This is a genomic window from Saprospiraceae bacterium (assembly GCA_016712145.1).
GTDB lineage: Bacteria > Bacteroidota > Bacteroidia > Chitinophagales > Saprospiraceae > Vicinibacter.
This window is the reverse complement of the sequence record JADJRO010000001.1, coordinates 2,718,829-2,744,926: the sequence shown is the minus strand read 5'-3', so window position 1 is coordinate 2,744,926 and position 26,098 is coordinate 2,718,829. Positions and strand designations below refer to the sequence as shown.

19 protein-coding genes are annotated in these 26,098 nt (G+C 36.0%); 7 read left to right on the top strand and 12 right to left on the bottom strand.

Features of this window, described 5'->3' with window-relative positions; translation table 11 throughout:
- Positions 1-147: 147 nt before the first annotated feature.
- A complete protein-coding gene (locus IPK91_11260) occupies positions 148-2,358 on the top strand; it encodes a T9SS type A sorting domain-containing protein (GenBank protein ID MBK8297834.1) in 2,211 nt (736 codons plus the stop codon).
- 722 nt (positions 2,359-3,080) lie between these two features.
- Here IPK91_11260 and IPK91_11255 read toward each other — a convergent pair.
- Positions 3,081-4,304, bottom strand: coding sequence for a redoxin domain-containing protein (locus tag IPK91_11255; protein ID MBK8297833.1), 1,224 nt, complete (start codon positions 4,302-4,304; stop codon positions 3,081-3,083).
- Between the two features lie 235 nt (positions 4,305-4,539).
- Between IPK91_11255 and IPK91_11250 the strand changes: the two genes are divergently transcribed.
- Both IPK91_11250 and IPK91_11245 read left to right on the top strand, forming a co-directional pair.
- Complete coding sequence (locus tag IPK91_11250) at positions 4,540-5,424, top strand: GHMP kinase (GenBank protein ID MBK8297832.1); 885 nt, start codon at positions 4,540-4,542, stop codon at positions 5,422-5,424.
- A gap of 35 nt (positions 5,425-5,459) precedes the next feature.
- Positions 5,460-6,221: an FAD-dependent oxidoreductase gene (locus IPK91_11245; GenBank protein MBK8297831.1), complete on the top strand. Its 762-nt coding sequence runs from the start codon at positions 5,460-5,462 to the stop codon at positions 6,219-6,221.
- 357 nt (positions 6,222-6,578) lie between these two features.
- Here IPK91_11245 and IPK91_11240 read toward each other — a convergent pair whose 3' ends face one another.
- Positions 6,579-7,931 (bottom strand): FAD-dependent monooxygenase, encoded by a 1,353-nt coding sequence (locus IPK91_11240; protein MBK8297830.1) that lies wholly within the window; start codon positions 7,929-7,931, stop codon positions 6,579-6,581.
- Positions 7,927-9,189, bottom strand: coding sequence for a kynureninase (kynU, locus tag IPK91_11235; protein MBK8297829.1), 1,263 nt, complete (start codon positions 9,187-9,189; stop codon positions 7,927-7,929). Before kynU ends, IPK91_11240 begins: the two co-directional genes overlap by 5 nt.
- A 251-nt stretch (positions 9,190-9,440) precedes the next feature.
- Here kynU and xerD point away from each other — a divergent pair, with 251 nt between their 5' ends.
- Positions 9,441-10,349 (top strand): site-specific tyrosine recombinase XerD, encoded by a 909-nt coding sequence (gene xerD / locus IPK91_11230; protein ID MBK8297828.1) that lies wholly within the window; start codon positions 9,441-9,443, stop codon positions 10,347-10,349.
- A 653-nt stretch (positions 10,350-11,002) separates the two neighbouring features.
- On the opposite strand, the gene IPK91_11225 is transcribed toward xerD, so the two are convergent.
- Positions 11,003-11,437 (bottom strand): hypothetical protein, encoded by a 435-nt coding sequence (locus IPK91_11225; protein MBK8297827.1) that lies wholly within the window; start codon positions 11,435-11,437, stop codon positions 11,003-11,005.
- Between the two features lie 48 nt (positions 11,438-11,485).
- On the opposite strand from IPK91_11225, the gene mtgA reads away from it, so the two are divergent.
- Entirely contained in the window at positions 11,486-12,253 is a 768-nt protein-coding gene (gene mtgA / locus IPK91_11220) for a monofunctional biosynthetic peptidoglycan transglycosylase (protein MBK8297826.1), read from the top strand.
- Between the two features lie 89 nt (positions 12,254-12,342).
- On the opposite strand, the gene IPK91_11215 is transcribed toward mtgA, so the two are convergent.
- From IPK91_11215 to IPK91_11200, 4 genes are all read right to left on the bottom strand, one after another.
- Positions 12,343-12,882, bottom strand: coding sequence for a GNAT family N-acetyltransferase (locus IPK91_11215; protein ID MBK8297825.1), 540 nt, complete (start codon positions 12,880-12,882; stop codon positions 12,343-12,345).
- Between the two features lie 56 nt (positions 12,883-12,938).
- Positions 12,939-14,363 carry a T9SS type A sorting domain-containing protein gene (locus tag IPK91_11210; GenBank protein ID MBK8297824.1) on the bottom strand — a complete coding sequence of 475 codons (1,425 nt, stop codon included), beginning with the start codon at positions 14,361-14,363 and terminating at the stop codon, positions 12,939-12,941.
- 193 nt (positions 14,364-14,556) lie between these two features.
- Positions 14,557-17,103: a tetratricopeptide repeat protein gene (locus tag IPK91_11205; protein MBK8297823.1), complete on the bottom strand. Its 2,547-nt coding sequence runs from the start codon at positions 17,101-17,103 to the stop codon at positions 14,557-14,559.
- A 324-nt stretch (positions 17,104-17,427) separates the two neighbouring features.
- Positions 17,428-18,039, bottom strand: coding sequence for a hypothetical protein (locus tag IPK91_11200; protein MBK8297822.1), 612 nt, complete (start codon positions 18,037-18,039; stop codon positions 17,428-17,430).
- Positions 18,040-18,290: 251 nt separating this feature from the next.
- Between IPK91_11200 and IPK91_11195 the strand changes: the two genes are divergently transcribed.
- Together IPK91_11195 and IPK91_11190 are read left to right on the top strand one after the other, a co-directional pair.
- A complete protein-coding gene (locus IPK91_11195) occupies positions 18,291-20,591 on the top strand; it encodes a tetratricopeptide repeat protein (protein MBK8297821.1) in 2,301 nt (766 codons plus the stop codon).
- Entirely contained in the window at positions 20,588-21,316 is a 729-nt protein-coding gene (locus IPK91_11190; protein ID MBK8297820.1) for a response regulator, read from the top strand. Before IPK91_11195 ends, IPK91_11190 begins: the two co-directional genes overlap by 4 nt.
- A gap of 160 nt (positions 21,317-21,476) precedes the next feature.
- Here the strand turns inward: IPK91_11190 and IPK91_11185 are convergent, their stop codons facing one another.
- Genes IPK91_11185 through IPK91_11170 form a run of 4 tightly spaced genes read right to left on the bottom strand, consistent with a single transcriptional unit; the run spans position 21,477 to position 26,066 of the window.
- Positions 21,477-23,000 (bottom strand): hypothetical protein, encoded by a 1,524-nt coding sequence (locus IPK91_11185; GenBank protein ID MBK8297819.1) that lies wholly within the window; start codon positions 22,998-23,000, stop codon positions 21,477-21,479.
- A gap of 34 nt (positions 23,001-23,034) precedes the next feature.
- Complete coding sequence (locus IPK91_11180; protein MBK8297818.1) at positions 23,035-23,637, bottom strand: caspase family protein; 603 nt, start codon at positions 23,635-23,637, stop codon at positions 23,035-23,037.
- Between the two features lie 8 nt (positions 23,638-23,645).
- Positions 23,646-24,419, bottom strand: coding sequence for a tetratricopeptide repeat protein (locus IPK91_11175; protein MBK8297817.1), 774 nt, complete (start codon positions 24,417-24,419; stop codon positions 23,646-23,648).
- Positions 24,420-24,425: 6 nt separating this feature from the next.
- Positions 24,426-26,066, bottom strand: coding sequence for a caspase family protein (locus IPK91_11170; protein ID MBK8297816.1), 1,641 nt, complete (start codon positions 26,064-26,066; stop codon positions 24,426-24,428).
- Positions 26,067-26,098 lie beyond the last annotated feature (32 nt).

Genomic DNA, 26,098 nt, shown 5'->3' with positions numbered 1-26,098 from the left:
TTTTTTATACAAATTAATATCTTATAATATTGTATATCAATGTATTATAGTTTTTTATTTTTGTTAATTAGGCTACAAATTACAATATTTTTATTTTTTAAGGGCAATTGATTCAGATACTTTTGTATTGAAATAATGGCCAAAGCCATGAATAGATATATCAGAATTATACTAAGTACAAGTGTTTTAATTTTTGGGATTTTCGGATTTCAAAATGCTTTAATTGCACAAAACACCGTAAGTCTTTATTTAATAGATAAGGGTTGGAATTTAGATACCAATATCATCGAGTTACGAGCTACCCATTTTCAACGAGTGGGAACGATGCATTTTTCTCTTAAAGAAATTAACAATCAAGGTGATTTTGCAGGTGTAGATCAAATTCAATTAATGAATTTTCAGTCGGGTGTGAATATTACTTACAATTCCATTTCAAAAACGATTTCTGTAAGTTGGGATGTTTTATTTATAAATGGATTCAATATACCAGATGGACAATTGGTATTTCGGATACTTTGGAAATCCAATCCAAATTTCTCCCATTGCTATGAATTTGTACAATCCCCGCTTCCAACGGAGATAAAAGATCCAAACTTAATTCCACAAATTGTCAAACTTTATAATTCCTGTGATGCATTGTTGAATGTTCCAAGTTTTTTTAATGCCTATATTGATATTAATAAAAACTGTAACTACGAATTTCAGGAAGACTTATTTACGCAATATACCATTTTAGATAGTTTTAATAATCAAATCAACACGTATAAGAATCCACAAAACTTGTTTTATACGAAACAAGAATTTGGATTGCATTATTACAAAATACTTCCGGTTACTTCTCTTTGGACTTCTTGTACAAATTATCAAATGGTGTTGATTGATTCAACTACAAAAATTATCGGTTTGAGTTATGGCATGCAATCCGTGGTTGATTGTCCGGAATTATCTGTTGAAATAAACACCCCTATTGTCCGCAGATGTGTGGACTACTCGTATTATATACATTATGAGAACATCGGCACCCTGGCAGCTGATTCTGTTAAGGTACTTATTAAATTAGATCCCTTTATGAGTTTGAAGGGTGCCAGCATTCCGATTTCAAATTTTCAAGCGCCCTATGCAGAATTTCTAATAGGAAAGCTTGATATTTTTAAACATGGAAATTTTACGATTACCGTAAACATAGACTGTGATTCTACAAGTATTGGTCAAACGCATTGTGTCAGTGCAGAAATACTGCCTCATAAAGATTGCATTATTCCGGCAAACTGGTCCGGTGCCAGTATAAAATTAGATGCCAAATGTGAAAATGGAAAAAATAAATTCCGTATTCAAAATATTGGCACACAGGATATGCCTGATCCGGTTCAATATTGGATTGTGGAAGACGATATCATGCCTGGTTTAAAGAAGGATATCAAATTAAATAAGGCCAGTTTTTTTGATATTGAATACCCAGCAAATGGAAAAACCTATCGACTGATTACAGATCAGGTTAAAAATCATCCTGGCTTATCTTATCCTTCTATAGCCTTGGAAGCCTGTGGTAAAAATGGTTCCGGAGGAATCAGTACCGGTTATTATTTAATGTTTCCGGAAGATGAAGAAGATCCCAACATTGCAATTGATTGTCAAGCTTCCAGATCTTCATTTGATCCCAATGATAAAACGGCAAGTCCTTTGGGATATCAATCAGATCATTATATTGAATCCCAACGAACCTTAGAATATAAAATCCGTTTCCAAAATACTGGAAACGACACTGCATTTAAAGTAGTTATTGTTGATACCTTAAGTGAATGGATGGATCTAAGTACGCTTAAGATCCTGAATGCATCGCACCCTTTTAGTTTTAGTTTGATAAATCGGGTATTAAGCTTCCGCTTTGACCCGATTTATCTCCCTTACCAATCGATTGATGATGCCAATTCACAAGGATTTGTTCAGTATTCCATTCGACCCAATTCCAAAGCGCCTTTAGAAACCAAATTATCCAATACGGCTTCAATTTATTTTGATTTTAATGCACCGATTCAAACGAATACAACAATACATACAATAAACAGGGACTTTATTATTGTTTCAATTAAAGTTGCCGATCCTTCAATACTAAATGTGAACATTTATCCGAATCCGGGGACAGACTATCTGATCTTGGAAACTGACATGCTGTCTCCGGAAAAGGATATTCAATTGTGTGATTTAAATGGTCGTGTTTTGTTATCACAAAAGTGGATCGGTCAACAAAGCATCCTTCAACTGAATGATCGCTTTCAATCTGGTACTTACATTTTAAACATATATGAAAAATCTAAACTTCTTTATCGAGCAACCATTGCTCTAAAAACTAAAAATTAGTGGCAGCCTGGAACGCTAGGGCTGTAATATTGAAATTTGTGACGAGAAAATCCCGGTATTTCCTTATGGATCTATCGGGATTTCATTTATAAATCTATGTTATGAAATTTAATAAAGTTTGAAATAATAATACGAGCTATTTTAGAAGGTTTGCTTGGATTAAAAAAATTATTCCTTGCTTAGATTGATAAATTGGGATCTCTTTTGATATGAATAAGAAATGTCTTTTCTAAAATATACTTACCTATTTTAATGGTTCTCATATATTGGCTCTGAGAACCTCTTCATATTGTGAACGGAACCGGTTGACTTTGTTGACCGGTTTTTTTATTAAACCCAGAAGCTCTTTTGGTTCTATCATATTAATCTTAGATAAATTAGAAAGCTATAAGTATCCATTCCAAATCTGGGGTTTCAACCCCAGATTTGGAATGGGCAAATTTTATCAAACTAGTGAGGGAGTATCATTTTGAATATCAATGCAATATGCCCCGTTTATAAACAATGGGTTTCAACCCATTGTTTTTGAACGGGATCCCTCATTTTGATCTGCTGGCCAGATCTTTCTCAATAATTAATTTAATTTGATCTGGTTTTAAATTTTTACCAATGATTTTACGCTCTTTATTCAAAACATAAATTTCAGGAGTGATATCAACAAAATATTTAGCATATATGCTTCGATTGGTTGGATCGTGAACATTGATCCAAAGATCCGTTTGCTATTTTTTTACAAAGTCGCGCCATTTTTGATCTGTTGAATTTAATACAACCGCAAATACTTCGACTCCTTTAGCTTTCCATTCTTTATAAAACTGAATCAGCTGGGGCGTTTCTTTCTGACAATGGTCGCAGTCCGGATCATACATATACACTATCACAAAATCTTCTTTCAGCTCATAAATGGAACGTGTTGCTCCGTTTAAATCTGTTGAAATAATATCTTGTCCCTGACAACCCAAACAACTGGATTGCATTTCATATACTTTTTTCTTTATTGCAGCTAATTCTTTTTCATCCATCCAAAATGCATTTTCCTTTGTAAAGTATTTATCCAAAATAAATACAAAAACGGCTTCCCCGTCCATTACCTTCGTCTTGGTTGGTTCATAGTTTAACGCAATCCAGTTACTGACAAACTGAAATATTTCTTTATTCACCAAAGATTTCTTAATAATATAATCAGCTTGTCGAATGATAGAATCCGGATGTTGTGGTGTTAACTCCAATATAAATTTCTTCAACTTATTGACCAATACCGGAGTGTACAAAAGACGCGTATCACTTAAATCAACATTATCCCAAAAGGCAAGCCGATACATTTCCAGTTGTCGGTCGCGATCGACTTCTCCCTTAGCATTACGAAGATTCATCAAATCAGGGTTTTGTCCTGCCCGTTTAAATTTTACAAAAAAAACATCAGGATATTTTTTTATGAACCCCTCCATTTGTTGTTTCTTCTCATCAATAATTTTTTTAATACCCAAATCAAATTTATCTAAGGTCAAATTGTCATTTGGAGCATTATTTTTCATGGTATTCAGAGAATCCATGGCTATTTCATGTTTTAATTGAAGTTTGAGTGACTCGTACAGCAGCTGGTTATCAATACAATCCTTAACCCGCATGTTGCCAATTAGATCTTCCTTGGTAGTAACCATTGAAAAATGTTGATCGGCATCCAAAATCATATGAAAGTTTGTGTAATCCGGTAAAATCAAATAATAATAACCTGGATGGTAGGGTTTTTTACGAATCCATTCAAATTCCCCTTGTTCGTTTGAAAAGGTAGAATCCACAAATAAATTCTGGTCGCCAAACACACTTATTAATTTGACCGTTCCGCTTTTAAGGCCTTGGACCTTGCAGCGAATTTCAACACTGTCTTTTTGGCTAAAAAGCCACGTTGAACCAAATAGTAACAGCAAACAGGTTATTTGTCTCATGGCAGTATTTTGTATTCCAATTTAAAATGCAAAGTAAAATAAACTAACGCACTCCAAGCCTTGTAGCCATAGCTGACGGGCCATTTTAGCCTTATTTTAGGATAATTTTAATACTTCTAAGTACTTGGCACCGCAAAATCATATTAAAAATACATATATATAAACAAATTCCTATCTTCGCCAGGATTTCGAAAATCCAATATTTATTAAAGCTGAATTTTACGCCCGGGGCAAAGTGTTATTAAGTTCAGAGTACCTTGTACTTTTTGGTGCTACCGCTTTGGCTTTGCCTACCCGTTTGGGCCAGAAAATGAAGGTACAGGAATTGAACGGTTCCGAAATTATTTGGAATTCTTACGGACCAGATGGCAAAAAGTGGTTTTCTGCAGAAATTGACCTCATGGGATTTGATGTGACGGAATCCAGTCACCCTGAAACCGGAAAATTTCTTAGAAAATTATTAAAGGCCTGTTGTCAAAACAATTCAGAATTTTTATCTCATTGGAAAAAATATAAAGTAGATCACTACCTCGAGTTTCCTAACTCCTGGGGACTTGGATCCAGTTCGACTTTAATTTTTAATATGGCTTCGTGGGCTGATGTCAATCCATACCATTTATATTTTGACGTTGAACAGGGCTCCGGCTATGATGTTGCCTGCGCCGGTGCAGAAGGACCCATACTTTATACCTTAGGAGATGGCTCCATTGATTTGGAAGAAATTGATTTCAAACCTAGTTTTCAAGACAAATTGTTTTTTATACCCCTTAATCAAAAAACAAGCAGTAAAGAAGCTGTAGAAAAGGCTAAACAGCAAAAACCTGATAAAAAAATTATCCAGGAAGCCAGTGATCTTACGAATAAATTACTTGACATACACTCATTAACACAATTTGAAAACTGGATTGCACAACATGAGTCTTTGATTTCGAATTATACGGGCATCCAACGCATAAAAGACCAAAATTTTCCGGATTTTCAAGGCGAAATTAAATCATTGGGTGCCTGGGGTGGAGATATTGTACTGGCTACAGCAAGCAACGGCAAAGAAGCACTTGAATCTTATTTTAAAGCTAAAGGCTACGAAAAGGTAATTCCCTATGCTGAATTAATCCTTTAGGCTGCTTTCCTGTTATATATTCTGAAACCTAAACAATGCCCTCGGCTATCTGGTATCCTCTGCAATTAGATAAAATTATCCATGAAACGGAATTTACCCGTCGATTCATCTTTCGTATAGAATCTGATAGCTTATTTGAATATGAGGCCGGTCAATTTTTAACCTGTGATCTTCCCATTGGAGAAAAAAGAGCACAACGCTGGCGTAGTTACAGCATTGCAAACTGGAATCCAGGAAATCACGAAATTGAATTTTGCATTTCCTATAAGGAAGGGGGACCGGCATCTGAATACTTTTTTAAAAACATTTCAATAGGAGATCAATTTAAATGCAAAGGTCCGGAAGGTACGTTTATCCTTCCCGATCAAACTTCTCAAAATTTAATTCTAATTTGTACGGGCACCGGACTTGCCCCTTTTAGAGCCATGATTCAAAAAATCATAGAACAAAAAATCACATTTGATTCCATCCAGCTAATTTATGGAACCAGAACCCTGGAGGATATCATTTATAAATCTGAATTATTGCAATGGCCACAGGATGTTTTAAATTTCAGTACCCATATTTGCCTATCACGTGAATCCAAATTGGTTGAATTTAATTCACCATCAGTTTTTATCCATTCCGGATATGTACACCCAGTTTATAAAACCTTGCTTCAAAACAATACTATAGATTCAACAAAAAGTACTTTTCTTATTTGTGGCTGGAGTGCCATGATTGATGAAGCTGTGTTAAATTTATTTTCTGAATTTAAAGTCCCACGAGAACACATACGGTTTGAGTTGTATGGATGATATTGGGAATAGGGGATAGGCTGTTGGGCTGTTGGGCTGTTAGGCTGTTAGGCTGTTAGGCTGTTAGGCTGTTAGTTGATAGGAGGAACACTTGCAATTCTTTGCGCCTCTGCGAGAAATTAATTAGTTGATAGGTGATCGTTGTTAGTTGATTGTCTGTCCTTATCTAAAACAGGTTGACTTTTTTAATAAATTAAATTCGTGTTGATGAAGGTTGAAGTTTTCTTTTGGGAGCATTATTTCTCCAAAGCACGTATTAAATGTTCAATGAGCAATGCTCAATGAGCAATTTTCAATGAAAGATCCCATTATTCATTGAACCATTGGAACATTGGACCATTGGAACATTTCCCCAAATTATTCAATCGATTTAAGTTGTTGATAAATTTCTTTTAGTTCATCTGGGGTCCAGTCTGTTTTTTCTGAACTGCATAGGTTCATTAGCAAAGCATCTTGAAGGCGGCCTTTTATCATGGCATCGCGATAGGATATATCCGGCCTGAAGGTAACCATTGCATATTTAGAATAATATTCGGGAAATTGTTTTTCCAATTGCATCTCGAGTTTGCGTTTTCTTTGAAAAACAGGGTCTGCAACTTTATCGCGCATTTCTATAAAATTATCTTCCGCCAAATCGGCTATTGCATCCGAATTTGGTTTTCTAATTTCTGAAAATGTTTTACAAATTGATTGCCAATCCATTTTCTCATCAAGCAGTTTATCAAATACGAAGACATCTTCGAAACCACAATTCATTCCCTGGCCATAAAAAGGAATAATGGCATGAGCCGCATCTCCCATTAAAAGAATTTTATCTTCATCATGCCATGGTGAACATTTTACTGTATAAAGATGTCCGGTAGGATTGTGGAAAAACTCACTCGTTAATTGGGGAATTAATGAAATGGCATCTTTAAAATAGGTTTCAAAAAAGTTTACTAACTGATTTTCATTATTTAAAACTTCAAAGCTTTCAGATCCGTGATAAGGCAAGAACAAGGTTGCAGTGAATGTTGCATCGGGATTTGGAAGTGCAATCATCATAAAATGGCCTCGTGGCCAAATGTGTAACACATTTTTTTCTAATAAAAATTCGCCATTTGCTCCTGGAGGAATCGTTAATTCCTTGTATCCATAATTTTGAAATACTTGTGAATAATTAAAATGCAAACGGGCAGATTGTTCCATAAAATATTGCCTGCATGCCGATGCAGCTCCATCGGTCCCAATTATTAAATCAAATAATCGTTCTTCTGAAATTTTAGATTCATTTTCAAAAAAAGCTTTATTTGTTTGAGTATTAATTTTTTTTAATTGGGTATTAAACTGAATCGCATTCGGTTTTATTTTTTCAATGGCATCCATCAAGATCACATTGAGGGTGCGTCTTGAAATGGAATTTATATATTCACCAGGTCTTGAACTATATGCCTGATATACCAATTGACCTTCCAGGTCGTGTATTAAACGGCCTTCCATTTTTATAGCGTTTGCCAATAATTCCGTTTCGAGTCCTGCCAGTTTTAATGTTTGGATTCCCCGATGAGAAAGTGCCAGATTGATCGATCGTCCTGCACTGATTGTTGCTTTGCGCATATCTGGTCGGGATTCGTACACGGTAACATCAAATCCTCGTTGCAATAAACGCAAGGCAAGTAAACTTCCCACCAGACCACAACCTGCAATTTGAATGGTTTTATTTTGATCAATCATTTAGCGCTTGCTTTAAAATTTGAATGAAATCAAAAATGTCTGTAAACCTATTGTAAAGTGGAACCGGTGCAAGACGAATTACATCTGGTTCGCGCCAATCTGCTATGACACCAGCTTCTGTAAGTTTATTAAAAATCGTTTTATCGGCATCTTTCAATTGAATGGAAATTTGGCATCCTCTTTCTGCTTCTGAACGGGGTGTAATTATGTTCAGTTTGGGGTGATCCATTTCATCCATTAAATTAAACAAGACATTTCCCAATTGCATGGATTTCAATCGCAAATTATCCATACCGGCATCATCAAATAATTCAAAGGATGCACGCAAACATGCCATAGGTAAAATGGGAGGATTGCTCAACTGCCAACCTTCTGCACCGGACATGATTTCAAAATGCGGACTCATTTTAAATCGTGATTTTTTGTTGTGTCCCCACCAGCCGGTAAAACGCGGCATGTCATAACTGTAAGCATGTCGCTCATGGACAAAACACCCGGCAAGACTCCCTGGACCCCCATTCAAATATTTGTAACCACACCAGATTGCAAAATCAGGACCATCGTCATGCAATTTAAGAAGAAGGTTACCGGCGCCATGTGCCAGATCAAATCCAACCATACAACCGCTTTGATGCGCCAATTCGGTTATAAATTTTATAGGATATGCTTGTCCGCTGTAGTAATTTACAGAACCAATTAAAGCCAATGCAATTTCATCGCCTTGATTTTTGAAAACGTTTTCAATGGTTTCTCTTGAAACATAGGCTTCCCCTGGTTCTGGTTGGAGAATCATCAACTGAGTGGCTGGATCATAGCCATGAAATCGAATTTGAGATTCTACAGCATAGCGATCTGAAGGAAAGCAACTGTGTTCAATCAATATTTTAGTTCGTTTTCCTTCCGGTCGGTAAAAGCTAACCAACATTAAATGCAAATTGACGGTAAGTGTATTCATCACCACCGTTTCAATTGGCTTTGCACCTATAATACGGGCCATAGAATCAGTAAGAAATTCGTGGTAAGGCAACCAGGCATGTTTTGCCTGATGATGGCCGTGGACACCAAAATTTGCCCAATCTGTTAGTTCTTGTTCGACATAAGCTTTGGTCTTAACCGGTTGAAGCCCTAATGAATTTCCACAAAAGTAAATGGCCTCTTTTTCAGTTTTGGTTTTTGGCAACAGGAATTGAGTCCTAAAATGCTTCAATGGATCCTGTTCGTCCATTTGTTGAGCTGCTGTTCGGTTTAAATCCATACAAATTAAAAAGCCAAAAATAAGCGATTTGAAAGGAAAGAGACTTTCGATTTGATAAATTTTACTAAATCATAAGAAAATAGCGCTACATAAATTAAAGCCATTTATGTAAAAATCTAAACGAGCATTTGAAAATCCCAAACTTGGGGTTTAAACCCCAAGTTTGGGATTTTCAACAATAATAGAACTAATTATAAATGTTCACACAAACGACTTAACGCTTTAATTGATATTCCCTTTACTTTTACCGTATGGATTGGCATTCTGCACGGGAAGGATTTGTAAATTATTTGAAATTGGAGCGTTCTATGGCCATTCATTCCGTAGATGCATACCTGCGTGATTTAGATAAATTACAACATTATGCAGAGTCAAAGACCCCTCAGTTAAGTCCAGAGGTGATTCAGATGGATGATGTCGAAGATTTTTTATCCTGGTTACAACAATTTGGTTTAGAAGAACGATCGCAGGCCCGAATCCTTTCAGGCATCAAAGCGTTTTATAAATATTTATTGATTGAAGAGCTCATACAAATAAATCCAACTGAACTGATTGAAGGGCCTAAACTTAAACGAAACCTTCCTGATGTCTTGCACATTGAAGAAATTGAAGCAATTTTTGCCGCAGTAGATTTAAGTAAGGATTTTGGACATCGGGACAAGGCCATTTTAGAAACTTTGTATTCGTGTGGCCTTCGTGTCAGTGAACTGGTCGAACTCTTGTGTTCCAATATTTTTGAAGAAGAGACCATGATTAAAGTGATTGGAAAAGGCAATAAAGAGCGATTGATTCCGATTGGTCAAAAAGCATTAAATCAAATTAAATTATATAAAATATCCTATCGAAACACCTTGCCGGTTGTAAAAGGTTATGAAGATTATTTATTTTTAAATCGGTTTGGAAAAAAATTATCCCGCACGCTGGTATTTCAAATGGTCAAAGAAAATGTTGCAAAAGCCGGAATAAAAAAACATGTAAGTCCACATACGTTTAGACATTCGTTTGCAACCCATTTGGTTGAAGGTGGAGCCAATTTAAGAGCTGTTCAGGAAATGTTAGGACATGAAAGTATTACGACCACAGAAATTTATACGCATTTAGATTTAAATTACTTACGTGAAACGGTATTGCAATTTCACCCGATGAACAGGAGGAATTAGAATGGTTCAATCCTGCAATGGTTCAAAGGTTCAATAAGGAAGAAAGGAAGGCTAGAGGCTAGAGGCTAGAGGCTGACTATTAATTACTGACTACTGATTTGCGGCTAGAGGCTAGAGGCATTTTTTTTTGACTACTGACTATTAATTACTGACTACTGATTTGGGGCTAGAGGTTAGATGCATTTTTTTGACTACTGACTATTAATTACTGACTACTGATTTGCGGCTAGAGGCTAGAGGCATTTTTTTTTGACTACTGACTATTAATTACTGACTACTGATTTGGGGCTAGAGGTTAGATGCATTTTTTTTTGACTACTGACTATTAATTACTGACTACTGATTTGCGGCTAGAGGCTAGAGGCATTTTTTTTGACTACTGACTATTAATTACTGACTACTGATTTGGGGCTAGAGGCTAGAGGCATTTTTTTTGACTACTGACTATTAATTACTGACTACTGATTTGGGGCTAAAGTAAAAATTATACAATTGTATAAAAAAATAAAATTATAAATAATTTTAAATACGCTGAATTTTATAGAGCATTTACATTGTAGCATTACAGCATTGTAGAATTGTAGAATTGTAGAATTGCAGAATTGCAGAATTGCAGAATTGCAGAATTGCAGAATTGCAGAATTGTAGAATTGTTAATTCCGTTTTCTTATAAAAGTAAGAATCAACAATAGGATTGAACATAGTTTAACCACATTTACCATTAAAAACAAAATAAAGGAGGGACGTTCAGCATCCATGGGTTCGCTCCAGAATCTGAAATAAGGAAAGTAGCGAATGTCGATATCAACTTGTGGAAATACGGTTCCTTTGCAACGAATGTTTTCCGGAATTTTATAATCCAGTATTTCATTATATCCATCGTATCGCTGTTGGAAGCTATCGCTATTAAAACTGTATTCATATAAATACACACGATCTCCTTCACAGCTGTGATTATAAATTTTGGCTTTGCCTGGAATTGAAAAGAAACGCAAGGCAATCGAGCGGAACGGATCTTCCACTCTGAAAAAAGGCAATAAAAAGAAACAAGCACCAAAAAAGGCAATTACACGTAATAGCCAAATCATACAATTGATTTTCTGCCAAATGTATATAAATTTGAGCAGAGAATATTTATGAAAACGATTCCGAAGAAAATACTCTATTCTGTTAAGTATCAATTGCTTCGGTTCTACCATGCTTACAAGTCCTGGGCCTGGTACTACAAGATATTGACTTGGGTATTGACCCTTGTGTCCCTCCATTTTTTATATTTCTTCTATTTGATGCTATTTTTTCCACCGATTACGGCCACCCAGTTTGGGAGTCTGGTAAGTGGCCATGGATTAAAAAGGGAATACGTCTGTCTTAAAAATATTTCAAGCAATGCTGTACTAGCGGTTATGGGAGCAGAAGATCAGCTATTTGCTGAACATTATGGATTTGATTTGGAAAGCATTGAAAAAGCACTGGAATACAATAAGCGAAAACCAAAAAAGATGCGTGGTGCTTCAACCATTAGCCAACAAGTTGCAAAAAATGTTTTTTTATGGCAAGGCCGCTCCTGGATCCGAAAGGGATTGGAAGTATATTTCACCTTAATGATAGAAACCTTATGGAGTAAGAAAAGGATTATTGAAACATACCTGAATATTGCAGAAATGGGGGATGGTGTATTTGGTATACAAGCTGCTTCCAAAAAATATTTTAATAAAGATGCCAAATACCTGAGTCGGGAAGAGGCTGCTAAAATTGCTGCTTGTCTTCCCAATCCGAAGCGTTACAAAGTAAAACCAGTTTCACCCTATGTTTCTTTTCGCATTCCCTGGATCATGCAACAAATGGATCAAATTGAGCCGGATGAAGACATTCAATTGTTGTTGAAAAAAGCATTCCAAAAGTAAGGTCCTAAGAAAGTTGGAGACGTGGCTTTTAGAAAAACTTTAAAGAACTTTTCTGCTTTTTTATACAATCAATGGTAATAAAAAATCAATCATGCATTAATTAAATTTAGGAACATGATATGATTTGGATTCACATGATTTTCTGAAATTCTAAAATCCGCTTTCCCGACAATTTTAAAACCGAATTTATTATAAAATGAAATGGCCCTGTGATTTTCAATCCATGTAAAGAGCCATATCCCCTTCTGTTGACCATTGCGTGCTAATTGCAAATTATAATCCATGAGTTGATAACCCAGTTTCTGTCCGTAATACGATTGCAAAAGATACAAGCGATCGAGTTTGGCTATTGCTCTTATTTGAACCCAATCGCATGCAGTGTTGAGTTTGATTTTAGAATATCCGGCCAATTTTGATTGGTAAAACAAAAGATGGTACATATTGGATGGATCATTCAGCTCCGACAGTACCGTATTTTCATCGTATACAGTTTCAATGTAGCAGTTAATATCTTTTAGGGAAGCGCTGTGGCCATGTGATTCTATAAAACTTGTTTTTCCAATAATACCAATTGCAGAAACGTCTGAACTAGTTGCTGGTCTTATTTCAATTTCAGTTTGCAGTTTCATAGAAAATTAGATAAAATGTAGGCAAGCATTTAATTTTGAAAACTTGGATTCCAAATTTAAATTTTTACAAATTTGTATGAACCCATATAAGAGATTGAATAACAACCAACTTGCAAGTCACTGATATCAAGATCAAATTCAAGTTTGTTTTGAATGGAAATTTTTTTCACAATTTGACCCATTGCATTTGTAATAAACAAGTCTGCCGGAGTTGAATTCTGGGACTTCAATGTTATGTGCAGCATATCCGAAGCAGGATTCGGATACAAAGAAAGGGAAAGCGTTTTATAAATCTCATTGTTATTACTGATGCCAAGGCTGTCTTCATAGATCCATACCAAACCGTCTTGAGTAGCCATGAATACTTTATTTCCATCAACTGCCAATGAACCTTGAGAGCGTCCATCGTTTTGACCGGTGATGCCATCATTAAACAATTTCCAATTGATGCCATCGCGGGATGTATAAATACCAACATCACTTTGATTGGTTCCATTAGAATTTCCTGAATGAAAAAACATTTGTCCGGAATTTGTAGTAACGATTTTTGAAATTTGCTGACCCGTTTGAACTAAGTAATCTGGCAATCCATTAAGTTCCATAACAGATTTCGAAATAAAATTGGCAAAACCCATCTTGTTTTTCCAACCCAATGACCACATGTCTACTCCTGACCAAACCAATTGTTGATCCTTGGTAAAACCCAATGCTGCTACATTTCCACTAATTGATAATGCCTTCATACTGCTGCTGGTATCTTTTTGTGTATTATCGTTTGCTTGACAAGCCATTAAATCGGCAGGGTGCCAGCTAATTCCTTCATCATCAGAATAAATGACCCCAGCTGTTTCTGTACCAGCATATACTCTACCATTGCGATCTATTGCAATAGAAAAGATAGCACCATTGTATACCGATCCGTTGAAACTTGGTAAATAACAAGGATATGCATCCTTTATTAATTTGCTATCGTCGATTGCTGTAAAGGTTCTTCCGTCATCTGTAGATTTATAAATATAGGCCCAACGGGTACCCACATAAATGGTTCCATTGGAAGCTGTAGCAATGCAATGCCCTCCCAATGAAGGAATGGTTTGCGATGTAGCGGTGTCCCATATCATTTTTTGTGTATCAAATCGAAACAACCAGGGTTGTGATGCATCCGTGCGATAAATTCCTGCTATGGGTTCACTGAATTTATTGTAACCAAGGGCAACGATATTGTTTTGTATCGAACTTGGTCTGGGTACTTGAGGCAATGGCACAAAAGCAGGTATTTTATCTCGTGTGTTTGCTTTATAGATTAAGCCCAATTGGGTACCAGCTCCTAACAATGCATAAAATATATCATGATTGGGTGCAACTGCCATTCGAGGATACACACCCGTAGGCAAGCCGCTTGCCCAAAGTTTCCAGGATGGGGATTGCGCCTTTGGTTGACCAATTGAAACAACTAAAAATAATACTACTAAAATTCTCATTGCGTGTTGAATTTAATACGTATACATTCTATTACTAAAATAATTCGATCGGTTCAAAAATACAAATTAATCTTTGAAATGGAATTTAATGCATTTGATTCCACATAGTAATATTCCATACTTTTATTAATTAAACACAACGAATTTAAATAATAAGTACCCTTAATAAAATAACATTTAACGCTATCATGTACTATTTTACTTTATCCGGAAAATACTTCTTCATCAACTCGTTCCACTCTGGCAAACTGCGCAGCGTCAAGAGGTCTTCGTCATTTTCAAGCTGATCCCATGTGCTTCCTTTGTTGATAGTTTTTTCAATCCAATTCATGGCTTCTTCTGTTTTCCCTTCGGGTGTAAGGGTGTATGCCATGCCGAGCATGGCTCCTGCGTAATTGGGATTAAGCGCAATAGCTTTAAGAAAATTTTTACGTGCCTCGGCGGGACGATTTGTTTTGAAATAAGCCATACCAAGATGTTTGTAAGGATTTGCAAACAAAGAATCGAGAGAAATGACTTTTTTGAAAATCGGCTCCGCTTCAGAATACCGATGGGTAATTATATACAAACCCCCTAAGTTGTTCCAAGAAAATGTATAAGTAGAATCCAGTTTAATAGCTTTTAGTAATGTGAGCTCTGCTTCAGCATAACGTTGCGTTTGGATATATAAAAAACCCAGATTGTTCCATGCTTTGTATTGAGACGAATCAAGCATGAGGGTTTTTTTAAAAATCGGTTCGGCTTCCACATAACGACGGGTTTGATTGTATAAAGAACCTAGGTTGTTCCAACTTACGATTTGCGTTGGATCAATCGAAACAATTTTTTTAAACATGGGCTCTGCTTCTTCAAATCGACGGGTTTGATTGTATAAAGATCCAAGGTTATTCATTACAGAAATATTGGATGAATCCATTGCCAAAGCTTTATGAAATTCTTCTTCTGCTTCTTTGAATTTACCTGACTCTAAATAAATCATTCCTAAATCATTGTACCAACATGGATAAACAGGACCTCCGGATTCCTTGTATTTATTCATCAAGGTCAATGCCAGTTCTTTATTACCTAATAACCTATTCAACAAAGCCCACTGATTTATTACATATGGATGTACTGAATCTATTTTTTCTGCTATAAGCAAAGCTTTTCTTGCAAGTTCTAATTTTTTTTGAGCGCAGAAAATACCCGCAAGATCAGAATAAGGAAGAACCCAATTGGAAGCTAGATTGCGTGCTGTTTCAGCGCAAATAAAAGCTGAATCAGCTTTACGCAGTTGATTTATATAGAGCATGCACATTCGATGCAATGGAAGCGGAGATTGAGGTTCTAATTCCATTGACTTCTCGAATAAAGGCAGGCATTTTCTTGCAAGGTCTTCATCCGGATTTACATGATGCAACAAATTGATTCCCTGAAAAAGAAATTTTCGCGCTTGCAAAGATCGATGCATATAATGTTCCTCCCCCAGCAGTGTAGATGCTCTATCTAATAAGCGAGGTATTTGTTCGAGATTTATGCTTTTGCCGATACATTGTAATTGCTGGACGTCAGCAGCTAACCAAATGTTTATGACCTGTTGTGCATCGTCTTGCAGTGCAGCGGCATAATTTCGCTTCATGGTTGCATGCAAACGCTCCAGTTTGGGCTCATTGATTAATTGATTGTAATAGTATTCTGCACATGCATAATCCGGTTCTCCCGACGCTGTCGGACCAGGTAAATAATTTTTATTTTTTAATGCAGTTTTGAAAAGTTGATAGGTAACTTTAGTGTTTGTATCCAATTTAGCCAATACATCCTCTTCAATACCTCTTGCTTCTATAGCCGACAACATCATCTGGTTGGTTTTGCCGGATTTTATGGAGGCTGCTAATTTTTCGTTTACGCTAGCCAATCGTTCGTTGCGATTTCCTACAATCATGGGCACCTGACTGACAGGAGCCACTTCATTGGTTACATGGTCCTCAAGATATCTTCCAACTTCCTGTAAGGTCACCCATAAATCTTTGTTGTTATCTGCCATTCCGTAAAGTGCATCGAGAAGATGATAAGAAAATGCTCCACGTCCTCCGCCCCATTGTTCGCCTTCAATGCTATATTCATTGGGTTGACAAGACATGATTTTGATTTCATTGCCAAATTGTTTGGCCAGATTGGCAGCCGTGGCTTGTGATCCACCCACCGAACTTCCTGCCAATGTTCCTGAACGACAAGCGTCAGTGATCACTATGACCTTGGCTTTATTTTGTATCGAAAGAGTAGATACAACTTCTTGCAACATCGGCAATGCAAATGCGCCGCCTGCCATATACACCCTCGCAGGTGCATCCCAACACAATAAAAATCCGGGTTGGGTCAAACTTTTTTTCTCCACATCACCATGTCCGGAAAAATAAATGATCGCTTGATCGCCTTCTTTACATACTTCCCAGAGCCAATCCAGTGCATTTGCAAATTGGGCCATGGTAGCATTGGAGTTGATCAGGACTTTTAAATGGTCGCTGTCGAGCTTACCGCCAGCGTTGGATCTTAAATAATTGGCAAATGCCTCTGCATCTTTATCTGCAAAACGAAGATCAGGAATTCCTGGATCTTGATAATCGGAGATGCCTACGACGACGGCATACGTATTAGTTGATAGTTGTTGGTTGATAGTTGATAGCCCAATAACACCTTTTTGTTGCGCAAATAATGATTCAATTAAATAAGCAAATGAATAAATTAAAATCAGGCGTTTCATTTGTACGATTTGAAGTAATGTTGGTAGTTATAAACTCAAAGATTGTAAATTTAAGGTCTATATAAACTTTAAAAATACTTTAAATCGAAATAAATTAAAGTAAAGATCTTAAATTTTTATTTTAAAAAAATCATTTTTTTTTAAAGTATCCTAACCAATTAACGTCAAATCTTGATTTCCGCATCAATTTGTGCATAAAACTTAAAATGCCCAGCATGATATATATTAGTTTTATGCCAAATAAAAAGAGTTTATTGAAACTAAATCCAATAAACTCTTTTTATCAACTCTTTATGAGTGCGAATCCTAAAAAAATAATATTTACTATTTAATTTGTCCGGACCAGCCTTCTCCTTGAGGATACCAGGAAGCTTTGCCGTTTAATAGTTTCTTTGTTAATGGATCATAGATCGCTGAATAGGTTCCATTATTGCTGGGACGATCAAAAACAACCTCTCCTGTCATTGTATTAAAGGACTTCAGATTCAAAATATCTGTACTGAATCCTTGTTGTTCTGGATGCCACCATTTAGCTTCAAATGTATCATTTGTCTTGTTGGGTGTCCAAGTTCCATTCCAACCACAACATTCCTTAACATATATAATATCATCAAAAAAGCTCATAATACCTCTTACTTGACCTTCAGGACTGGTTAATTCCTGATAAGCTGCACCTGATGCTTCTGCGTTATTACTTAAAGTAAGAGGAATAGTCGACTGATTCATTAATTGTCCTGTCCAAGTTACCTTGTCGTACTGTATTGTGGAGGGCAATTCAGAACTTCCGGCTTCAAAGAAAATAGTTTCTAAAGTTGAAGATGCTGCTCCACCCGCCGGATTGGTATTAGCTGGTACAATAATTTTAACTTTCCCCGGTTGTGCTTGTAAAATTGATGTTATCGAACACAAGGCGATAAAAAATAAATTTAGTTTCATTTTTTTTAGTTTTAATTTTAATTAAGAACATAAAGTTAAATATGGTAAATAGCTCCGATGATACAAAGGGTGTGAAAGCGTCCATTTTGGTTGCGAACATTAATAAATCAAGGTGTGAATGTTTGATAGTGGCCTCTTCATTCCATTGATTCGTATCTTTGTCTTGATAAGTCCATGAAATGAGGCAAGTTATTCTCTATGTTTTCTTCCACCTAATCCTGCACTTAGTATTGAATAGCCAATCTGTGAGCGTGGACAGCCTACAAAATCGAATATCGGAACTGAAGACCGGTGCTGAAAAAATTAAAGCGCAGTTTGAACTATCTAAACTTTTGTCAAAGGACGACCTTCCCTCTGCCCATATTGAAGCAACTAAAGCATTATATCTAGCCAGACAATTAAAGGACACTGTGAATGAAGTCCATGCCTTGCTATTATCATGTGAATGGCATCGAAAACAGTATAACTACTTAGCCATGTTTGATACTGGCAAGGAGGCCTTGCAATTAGCTCTAAAAACTAAAAATAATTCTTTAATAATTGAATCCTATATTCATCTAGCAGATGGCTTTGCTGCTGAAGGAAAGCATGTAGAAAGTATACCTTATTTAGTGCACGCTCTGGAATTTCAAGAACTCATTATAAATGATCCGGTCTCTTTAGCCAATCTGCTTTGTAAGTTAGGACGGAATCTCCGCAATACCGGTGAATTCGATCGTGCTATTTCAGTTTGTGAACGAGCATTGAAATTAAGTCAAGAAGCGAGGAACCCAACGGGTGAGGCTTTTGCCTTAAGCACCTTATCCTTAATTTATGCTAAAAAAGGGGACAACCAAAAGGCCCTTGCATTTGAAGAAGATGCATTAAAATTAGCACAACTCAACGGAGATCAGTATCGCGAAGTAGTATCTCTGCACAATATTTGTGATTGGAATTTACGTCTGGGAAATCTCTCAAAGGCACTTGAACTTACCCGAAAAATAGAACCCTTGAATCATGTACTGGATGACCCTAATGCAGATATCGAATTGTATAAATTAAGAGGGCGTATTTTTTTTTCTATGAAGGATACCGAACAAGCTCTTGTAAATTTTCAAAAAGCATTGGCCATTTCTAAAAAAGTAAAAAATCCATATTATCAACTTGGTGTGTGGGAAGATATGATTCCGGCACTTATCATTTTTAAAAAAACAAATCAGGCTGGCAACGAATTGAAAATATTGGAACAAGAACTTATTAACAACCAAGACTCCATTCATTTACCAAAAGTATGGTTGGCCTTAGGCCGATTGGAAATGGCAAATAACAATGTAAAAAATGCAATACCTCATTTTTCTAAAACTGCACAATGGTATCAATCAAAACAAATGATTATCGAGAGTGCAGAAGCTCAACAGGAATTGTCCAGCATTTATTTAAAGAACAATCAGATTGATGAGGCCCTTCAAACAGCAATGCAAAGTCTGTCTTTGAGTCAACAGTCACATTCTAAATCATCGATAGCAAAAGCACTTTTTACTTTAAAAGAAATCTATTTAAAAAAATCCGATTACTTGAATGCATTAACTTATTTTGAGCAGTACAGCTTGTTTAAGGATAGCCTGATTTCACAAGATTTACAACAAAGACTTGCTGAAGAAAGGATTCGACAAAATATTGGGGACATTGAACAGGAAAATAATCGTACCCAACAAGCAAATAAATTGTTGGGTACACAAAACAATCTTTACATAGCACTTGGAGTTTCATTACTGACTTTACTATTCGTTGGCATCTACTTTTATCAAAAACTACACAACACTAAAAATCAACTTAATGATAAGAATCAAGAACTTGTCAAGCTAAGTCAAACTAAAGATAAGTTCTTTGGTATCATAGCACACGATTTGCGGGGTCCACTTGCCTCTTTCCAAGGAATAGGTGCTCAGCTAAGTGATTACCTCGCAAAAGGAGATACTCAAAAAATAGCAAATATCACCGGGCTGCTTACAAAAAGTGCAACGAACCTTCGCTCGTTACTTGATAATTTACTTTCATGGGCACTCATGAATCGAGGTGAAATTCCTTATCTTCCAGAAATGGTTATTTTGAATACTCGTGTTAGAGAAAATATAATGTTGTATGAACAAACATTAGAAAACAAAGGAATTCAAATTATAAATAAAGTAGCTGATGATTTAAAGGTGTGGGCAGATTCTAATGCAATTGATACCATCCTACGTAATTTAATTGGGAATGCTGTTAAATTTACGTCTATAAATGCTTTAAATACAATTCAAATTTCATCCGAAATAAAAGAGGATATGGTTCGATTGACCATTTTTAATTCAGGCAAAGGCATAGCTCCAGAAAAGTTATCACAAGTATTCAATTTTAAAAAACAAACCGAACGTGGTTCTCAAGGCGAAAAAGGTATTGGACTTGGACTTATTCTGTGCAAAGAACTTGCTGAGATGAATCAAGGATGGATTGAATTAAAATCTGACGAAAATGTTGGAGTTTATGCAATTGTTTTTATTCCTCATTATAAAATTATTAGCCAAGCCTTATGAAAATTTTAATTGTAGAAGATGACCCACTATATGCCGCCCAATTGGAATGGTTGGTAGGAAGCTTGAGCTATGAGATTGCAGGAACTTGTACCAATGCATTTGATGCCATCAATCTTTTTCATCGAAAAAGTCCAGATTTACTCTTATTGGATATTCACATTATTGGAGAAATTGATGGAATCCAATTAGCATCCCATATCAATAAAATTAGAAAAACACCGGTAATTTTTATTACCTCCTTATCAGATGATGAAACGTTTAACAGAGTCCAACAAATTGGACCTGCGGGTTTTATTATCAAGCCATTTAATCCATTACAATTGCAACGGGTGATCGAATTGACCGTAGCAAAGTTGGGGGAACTAAATCAAAATCATTCCTTTCAAGACAACGATTTGATTTTAAGTGATTGCTTTTTTATCAAAGTTCGTGAAAAGCTTGTAAAAATAGTTTTAACTGAAATATTTTATATCGAAGCTGACGACCGCTATTCTATTATTCATACTATTTCCGGACACAAATACATCATTAGGATCCCTTTAGGAGAATTGGAAGAAAAATTGCCATCATCGGCTTTTATAAGAACGCATAGAAGTTATATCATTCAATCAAAATATATACAATCTGTAAATGTACAAGATGAAACTATACAATTGAATCAAATAAATATTCCTATGAGTAAAACGTATCGTGAAAAAATACTGGATAAAATAAAGCGACTTTAAAAAAAAATAATGGATAGATTTATTTTATCAAGGCATTGAAATCTGAATCAAGATAAATCAATAATTTGCTAGTGTGGCCTGAAAGAAGAAGCTTCCTTTTGTTGAGTATTTATACAAATTTTCGATAGGCAGTATAATAAATAAGCAATTCTTAACTGGATTATTTTATTTTTTCGGGAAAATATTTTTTCATCAATGCATCCCACTGCTCTGTGCGCTCCCTAAGAGGGGCGATCTCGGGGTCTGTTTGTAAACCGTCGTAATAACTATAATTTAAGCCATTTTTCATTGCAAGCTCCAGGGTTCCAAAAGCTTGATCTATATGGTTTTGAGTTGTTTGGAAATAGGCAATACTCAAGTAAACATTTGAATTGGTAGGATCCAACAAAATGTATCTTTTTAATATCTGTTCCCCTTCTTTGTAATGCCTCAGTCTGCTATACATCTCAGCCAAAGTCCAATAAGTTAATAACTCTTTGGGATCCAAGGCAATGTATTGTTCTATAAGCTTCTCTGTTTCAATACCCCTATTCAATCTGTAAAGAGATATGAGAAGTGAAAACCATTCCTCATGTGCAAGTGATTTTACATTTTTTTCTACTTTTCTCAATGCAATACGCACGATCTTCTCCCTATACTGGGTCGCTTCTTCATGACGTCCAATAGTATCAAGTAACAGAGCAAGCCTGTTTGATGCTTTTAAGTATGTAGAATCCAATGTGATAGCTTTTTGATAAAAACCAACTGCCCGTTCAGGATTAATTTTCTCAAACCTCCACCCAATCATGCCATTCCAAACAGGCCAATTCGGTACCAGTTCGTTGAGTCTATCGATATAAAAATCTAGACTGTCAGTCGTCACAAAAAACGCAAGGTTATACCAGAGAATAGGTGAATCTGGATCCAACGAAATAGCTTGCTTCATCAGTCTTATGTCCAACACGTTTGCCGAATCCCAGGATATGGGAAGGTGATATACTGTAAATGCTTCAAAATAAAGTGCTTTTGCTTTTACTTTTGAATAGAGGTAATGTTTTTCACCCAAAAGTGCTGCTGCTCGGTAAAACTTGTCTGCCGTCTTTCGATTGCTAAATCCTATTTCTTCTTCCATTTTTTCCCAAGCTTTCACGTTCCCTGTCACAAAATCGTTGATAGCCTGTTGACCCTCATCCATAAGTGCGGCTGCATAATTTCTTCTCAAAGTTGAATGTAAACGTTCTAATTTAGGTTCTTTGATTAATTGATTATAATACATTTCTGCACATGCTGATGCCGGTTCCAAAAAGATCTTATCCTTTATAGCTTGTTTAAATAGTTTATAAGTCAATCGTACTGAAGTATCTACCAAGGCCAATACATCTTCCTCCATTCCTCTGGTATCAATAGATGATAAAAAGCCCATCTGACTTGATTTTCCTGATTTAATTGAGGCTAGCAAGTTTGGATCTACTTTAGACAATGCTTCCGTTCTATTACCCAATACCATCGGCACCTGACTCACTGGTGCAACCTCAGCACTCACATGATCTTCAATATATCTTCCTGCTTCCTGAAGATTTACAATCAGATCATTATTGTTATCGGCCATGCCATATAACGCATCAATCAAGTGATAACTAAATGCTCCACGTCCTCCACCCCATTGTTCCCCTTCGATAGAATATTCATTGGGTTGACAGGACAAAATTTTGATCTCATTGGAATATTGTTTCGCAAGATTAGCACCGGTTATTTGCGATCCACCTAACTGAACTTCCTGCTAATTTTCCAGAACGACACGCATCAGTAATGACAATTACTTTGGCTTTATTCTGTGCAGAAAGCGTTGTAATAATATCTTGAAACATAGGAAGGGCTAATGCGCCTCCTGCTAAATAAACTCTTGAGGGTGCATCCCAACATAAAAGATAACCTGGTTGGGTAATGGTCTTTTTTTCTACATCTCCATGACCTGAAAAATATATGATAACTTGATCATTTTCTTTCACTACTTCCATTAACCAATCCAACGCAATAGCAAATTGAGCCACAGTTGCTTTTTCATTTAATAGTACTTTTAAATGGTCAACATCTAATCTTCCTCCAGCACTTGATCTTAAAAAATTCGCAAAAGCTTCCGCATCTTTGTCAGCGAACCTCAAATCAGAAATGTTATTATCCTGATAATCGGAGATACCAACGACGACAGCATACGTATTAGTTGATAGTTGTTGGTTGATAGTTGATAGGGGGGAGTTGGTAGTTGATAGTGGGGATGTCCCTTTTTGTTGTGCACAAAGTATCGTTGCTAAAAAATTAAATGCTATACATAATCTTCTCATTTTTCATTCTACTTTTTATCCGGGAAGTATTTACTCATTAAATCGTTCCACTTGGGAAGAGTACGTAAGGGGGCGATATCTGGGTCTTTTTGAAACCATTCATAATTCTTGTCAATTTCGAGCAATTGTTCGAGGGCTTCAAACGCATCATCAATCTTATTTATCATCGTCAATATGGAGACTAGCAAGCAATAATTTTCGATTGTAGGTTTCAGTTTTACAGCTTTTCGTCCATAAAATTCTGCTTCGATTGGTCTATTGGTTTTTACACATAAAAGTCCTAAAAATCCAAAACCTTCAAATACCATCGAATCTAACTTTATTAAGTCTCTGCAAAACAATTCAGCCTTTGCATATTCTCCTTTTTGCTCGTAAAGTATGGCCAGGTTCCAATAACCATTGATATTAGACGAATCAGCTTGTAAACATTTAAGATAGAAAGATTCTGCTTCCGGCATACGACCCATTTGCCATTTTAGGTTTCCAAGTTCATTATAAGCCATACTGCGGTCTCTTTCACTTTTGGATAGGCGAATTTCCTTCTTAAATGTTTCTTCTGATTCCTGAAATCTATTTGTTAACCAGTACACTTTCCCAAGTCGATTGTACATTCCTCCAAAAGTAGAATCTCGTTTTATTGCAGCAAGCAATATTTCTTCTGCTTCTTTATAGCGTCCAGCTTCTATATACGTATCACCTAAATTTACTAGTGCGCAACTAAAACAAATCTCATCTCCAACCTTAGCAAGTGCTTTTTTATACCAGTATATTGCTTCTTCCAAGTTCTCTTAGTTATTATAAAAATTGGCTTTTTCATACCAAACCAATACAGAATTAGAGTCTATCTCACCTGCTCTATTTAATAGTTCCTCTGCTTTTTTAAAGTCTCTAAATCGAGATTCATAATAATTTGATAGTCTAGTATATGGAACAACCCATTGTGGTGCAATTTCCATTGCCTTTTTTGCGTAATATTCTGCGGAATCTTTATTTTCTGATTTAAAGGTTGAAATAAGCTCAATTTGTGCATGCGGAAAATCTGATTGCCAATTCAGTGCTTCATAAAAATATTTTTGTCTATTTTTTCTCAAAGTCTGAATCATTCCTTCAAAAAATGATTTACGGGCTTTCAATGCCTTATACATGTAATGTCCTTCACCCAACAATTCTGCAGCACGCTCAAGTCTTTGAGGGTATTCGCTATAAATATCCTTTGCTTTTATACCAGCAAGCACATTGAGAGTTAAACCTGTTTTAAGCATCGTATTCAATACCTGCTGTGCATCATCTTGTAAAGCCGCTGCGTAATTGCGACGCATAGTGGAATGCAATCTTTCTAATTTTGGTTCATTAATTAGTTGCTGATAATAAAAATCTGCACAGCTGTTTATAGGTTCTAAAAATATTTTATCTTTTAGAGCTTGTCTAAATAAGCTATAGGTCCTTTTTATAGCGATATCTAAATTTACCAATATTTCATCTTCAAATCCTTTTGCATCGATTGCAGATAAAATGTCTTTATGATTTGTCTTTCCTGATTTTATTGAGGCGAGAAATTTTACATCGACACGTGCTATTTTTTCAGAACGATTTCCGACAATCATTGGGACTTGACTTACTGGAGCAACTTCAGCCGTTACGTTATCTTCTAAATATCTGCCAGCTTCTTGCAATGTAATGGATAAATCATTGTTTTGATCCGCAAATCCGTATAATGCATTTACAAGATTAAAACTAAAAGCACCTCGACCTCCTCCCCATTGCTCCCCTTCAATACTGTATTCATTTGGTTGACAAGAAAGTATTTTTATCTCATTGGCAAATTGTTTTGCCAAATTAGACGCAGTTGCTTGTGAACCATTTACGGTACTTCCGGCTAATTTTCCTGAACGGCAAGCATCTGTAATCACTATAACTTTTGCTTTGTTTTGGATAGAAATAGTCGATACTACTTCTTGCAACATGGGCAGTGCAAAAGCACCTCCTGAGATATAGACTCTTGCAGGAGCATCCCAACACAATAAGAAACCCGGTTGTGTCAAGGTCTTTTTTTCAACATCCCCATGCCCGGAAAAATAAATGATTACTTGATCGCCTTCCTTTGCAGATTCCATTAACCAATCCAATGCAATTCCAAACTGAGCCATGGTTGCTTGCTGATTGATCAAAACTTTCAGATGATCATTATCCAATTTACCACCTGCATCGCTCCTCAAATAATTAGCAAAGGCTTCTGCATCCTTATCAGCAAAACGAAGGTCGGGGATGCCTGGATCCTGGTAATCAGAGATCCCAACCACAACAGCATACGTATTACTAACTACTGATTGCTGACCGCTAAGAACTGGTTTTGGAGAAGCACCTTTTTGTTGTGCGTTAATTGCCTCAATAAAAAATGTAAATGCTAAAATTAAAATCAGTTTTTTCATTTATTGTTCTTGTTGTAAAATAAAATCAGGAT

Excerpts from the sequence above, each read along its gene's own strand:
- xerD (MBK8297828.1), top strand. The coding sequence starts at position 9,441 with ATGGATTGGCATTCTGCACGGGAAGGATTTGTAAATTATTTGAAATTG.
- IPK91_11255 (MBK8297833.1), bottom strand. The coding sequence starts at position 4,304 with ATGAGACAAATAACCTGTTTGCTGTTACTATTTGGTTCAACGTGGCTT.
- kynU (MBK8297829.1), bottom strand. The coding sequence starts at position 9,189 with ATGGATTTAAACCGAACAGCAGCTCAACAAATGGACGAACAGGATCCA.
- IPK91_11210 (MBK8297824.1), bottom strand. The coding sequence starts at position 14,363 with ATGAGAATTTTAGTAGTATTATTTTTAGTTGTTTCAATTGGTCAACCA.
- IPK91_11245 (MBK8297831.1), top strand. The coding sequence starts at position 5,460 with ATGCCCTCGGCTATCTGGTATCCTCTGCAATTAGATAAAATTATCCAT.
- IPK91_11215 (MBK8297825.1), bottom strand. The coding sequence starts at position 12,882 with ATGAAACTGCAAACTGAAATTGAAATAAGACCAGCAACTAGTTCAGAC.
- IPK91_11180 (MBK8297818.1), bottom strand. The coding sequence starts at position 23,637 with ATGAGAAGATTATGTATAGCATTTAATTTTTTAGCAACGATACTTTGT.
- IPK91_11260 (MBK8297834.1), top strand. The coding sequence starts at position 148 with ATGAATAGATATATCAGAATTATACTAAGTACAAGTGTTTTAATTTTT.
- IPK91_11170 (MBK8297816.1), bottom strand. The coding sequence starts at position 26,066 with ATGAAAAAACTGATTTTAATTTTAGCATTTACATTTTTTATTGAGGCA.
- IPK91_11190 (MBK8297820.1), top strand. The coding sequence starts at position 20,588 with ATGAAAATTTTAATTGTAGAAGATGACCCACTATATGCCGCCCAATTG.
- mtgA (MBK8297826.1), top strand. The coding sequence starts at position 11,486 with ATGAAAACGATTCCGAAGAAAATACTCTATTCTGTTAAGTATCAATTG.
- IPK91_11225 (MBK8297827.1), bottom strand. The coding sequence starts at position 11,437 with ATGATTTGGCTATTACGTGTAATTGCCTTTTTTGGTGCTTGTTTCTTT.
- IPK91_11200 (MBK8297822.1), bottom strand. The coding sequence starts at position 18,039 with ATGAAACTAAATTTATTTTTTATCGCCTTGTGTTCGATAACATCAATT.
- IPK91_11205 (MBK8297823.1), bottom strand. The coding sequence starts at position 17,103 with ATGAAACGCCTGATTTTAATTTATTCATTTGCTTATTTAATTGAATCA.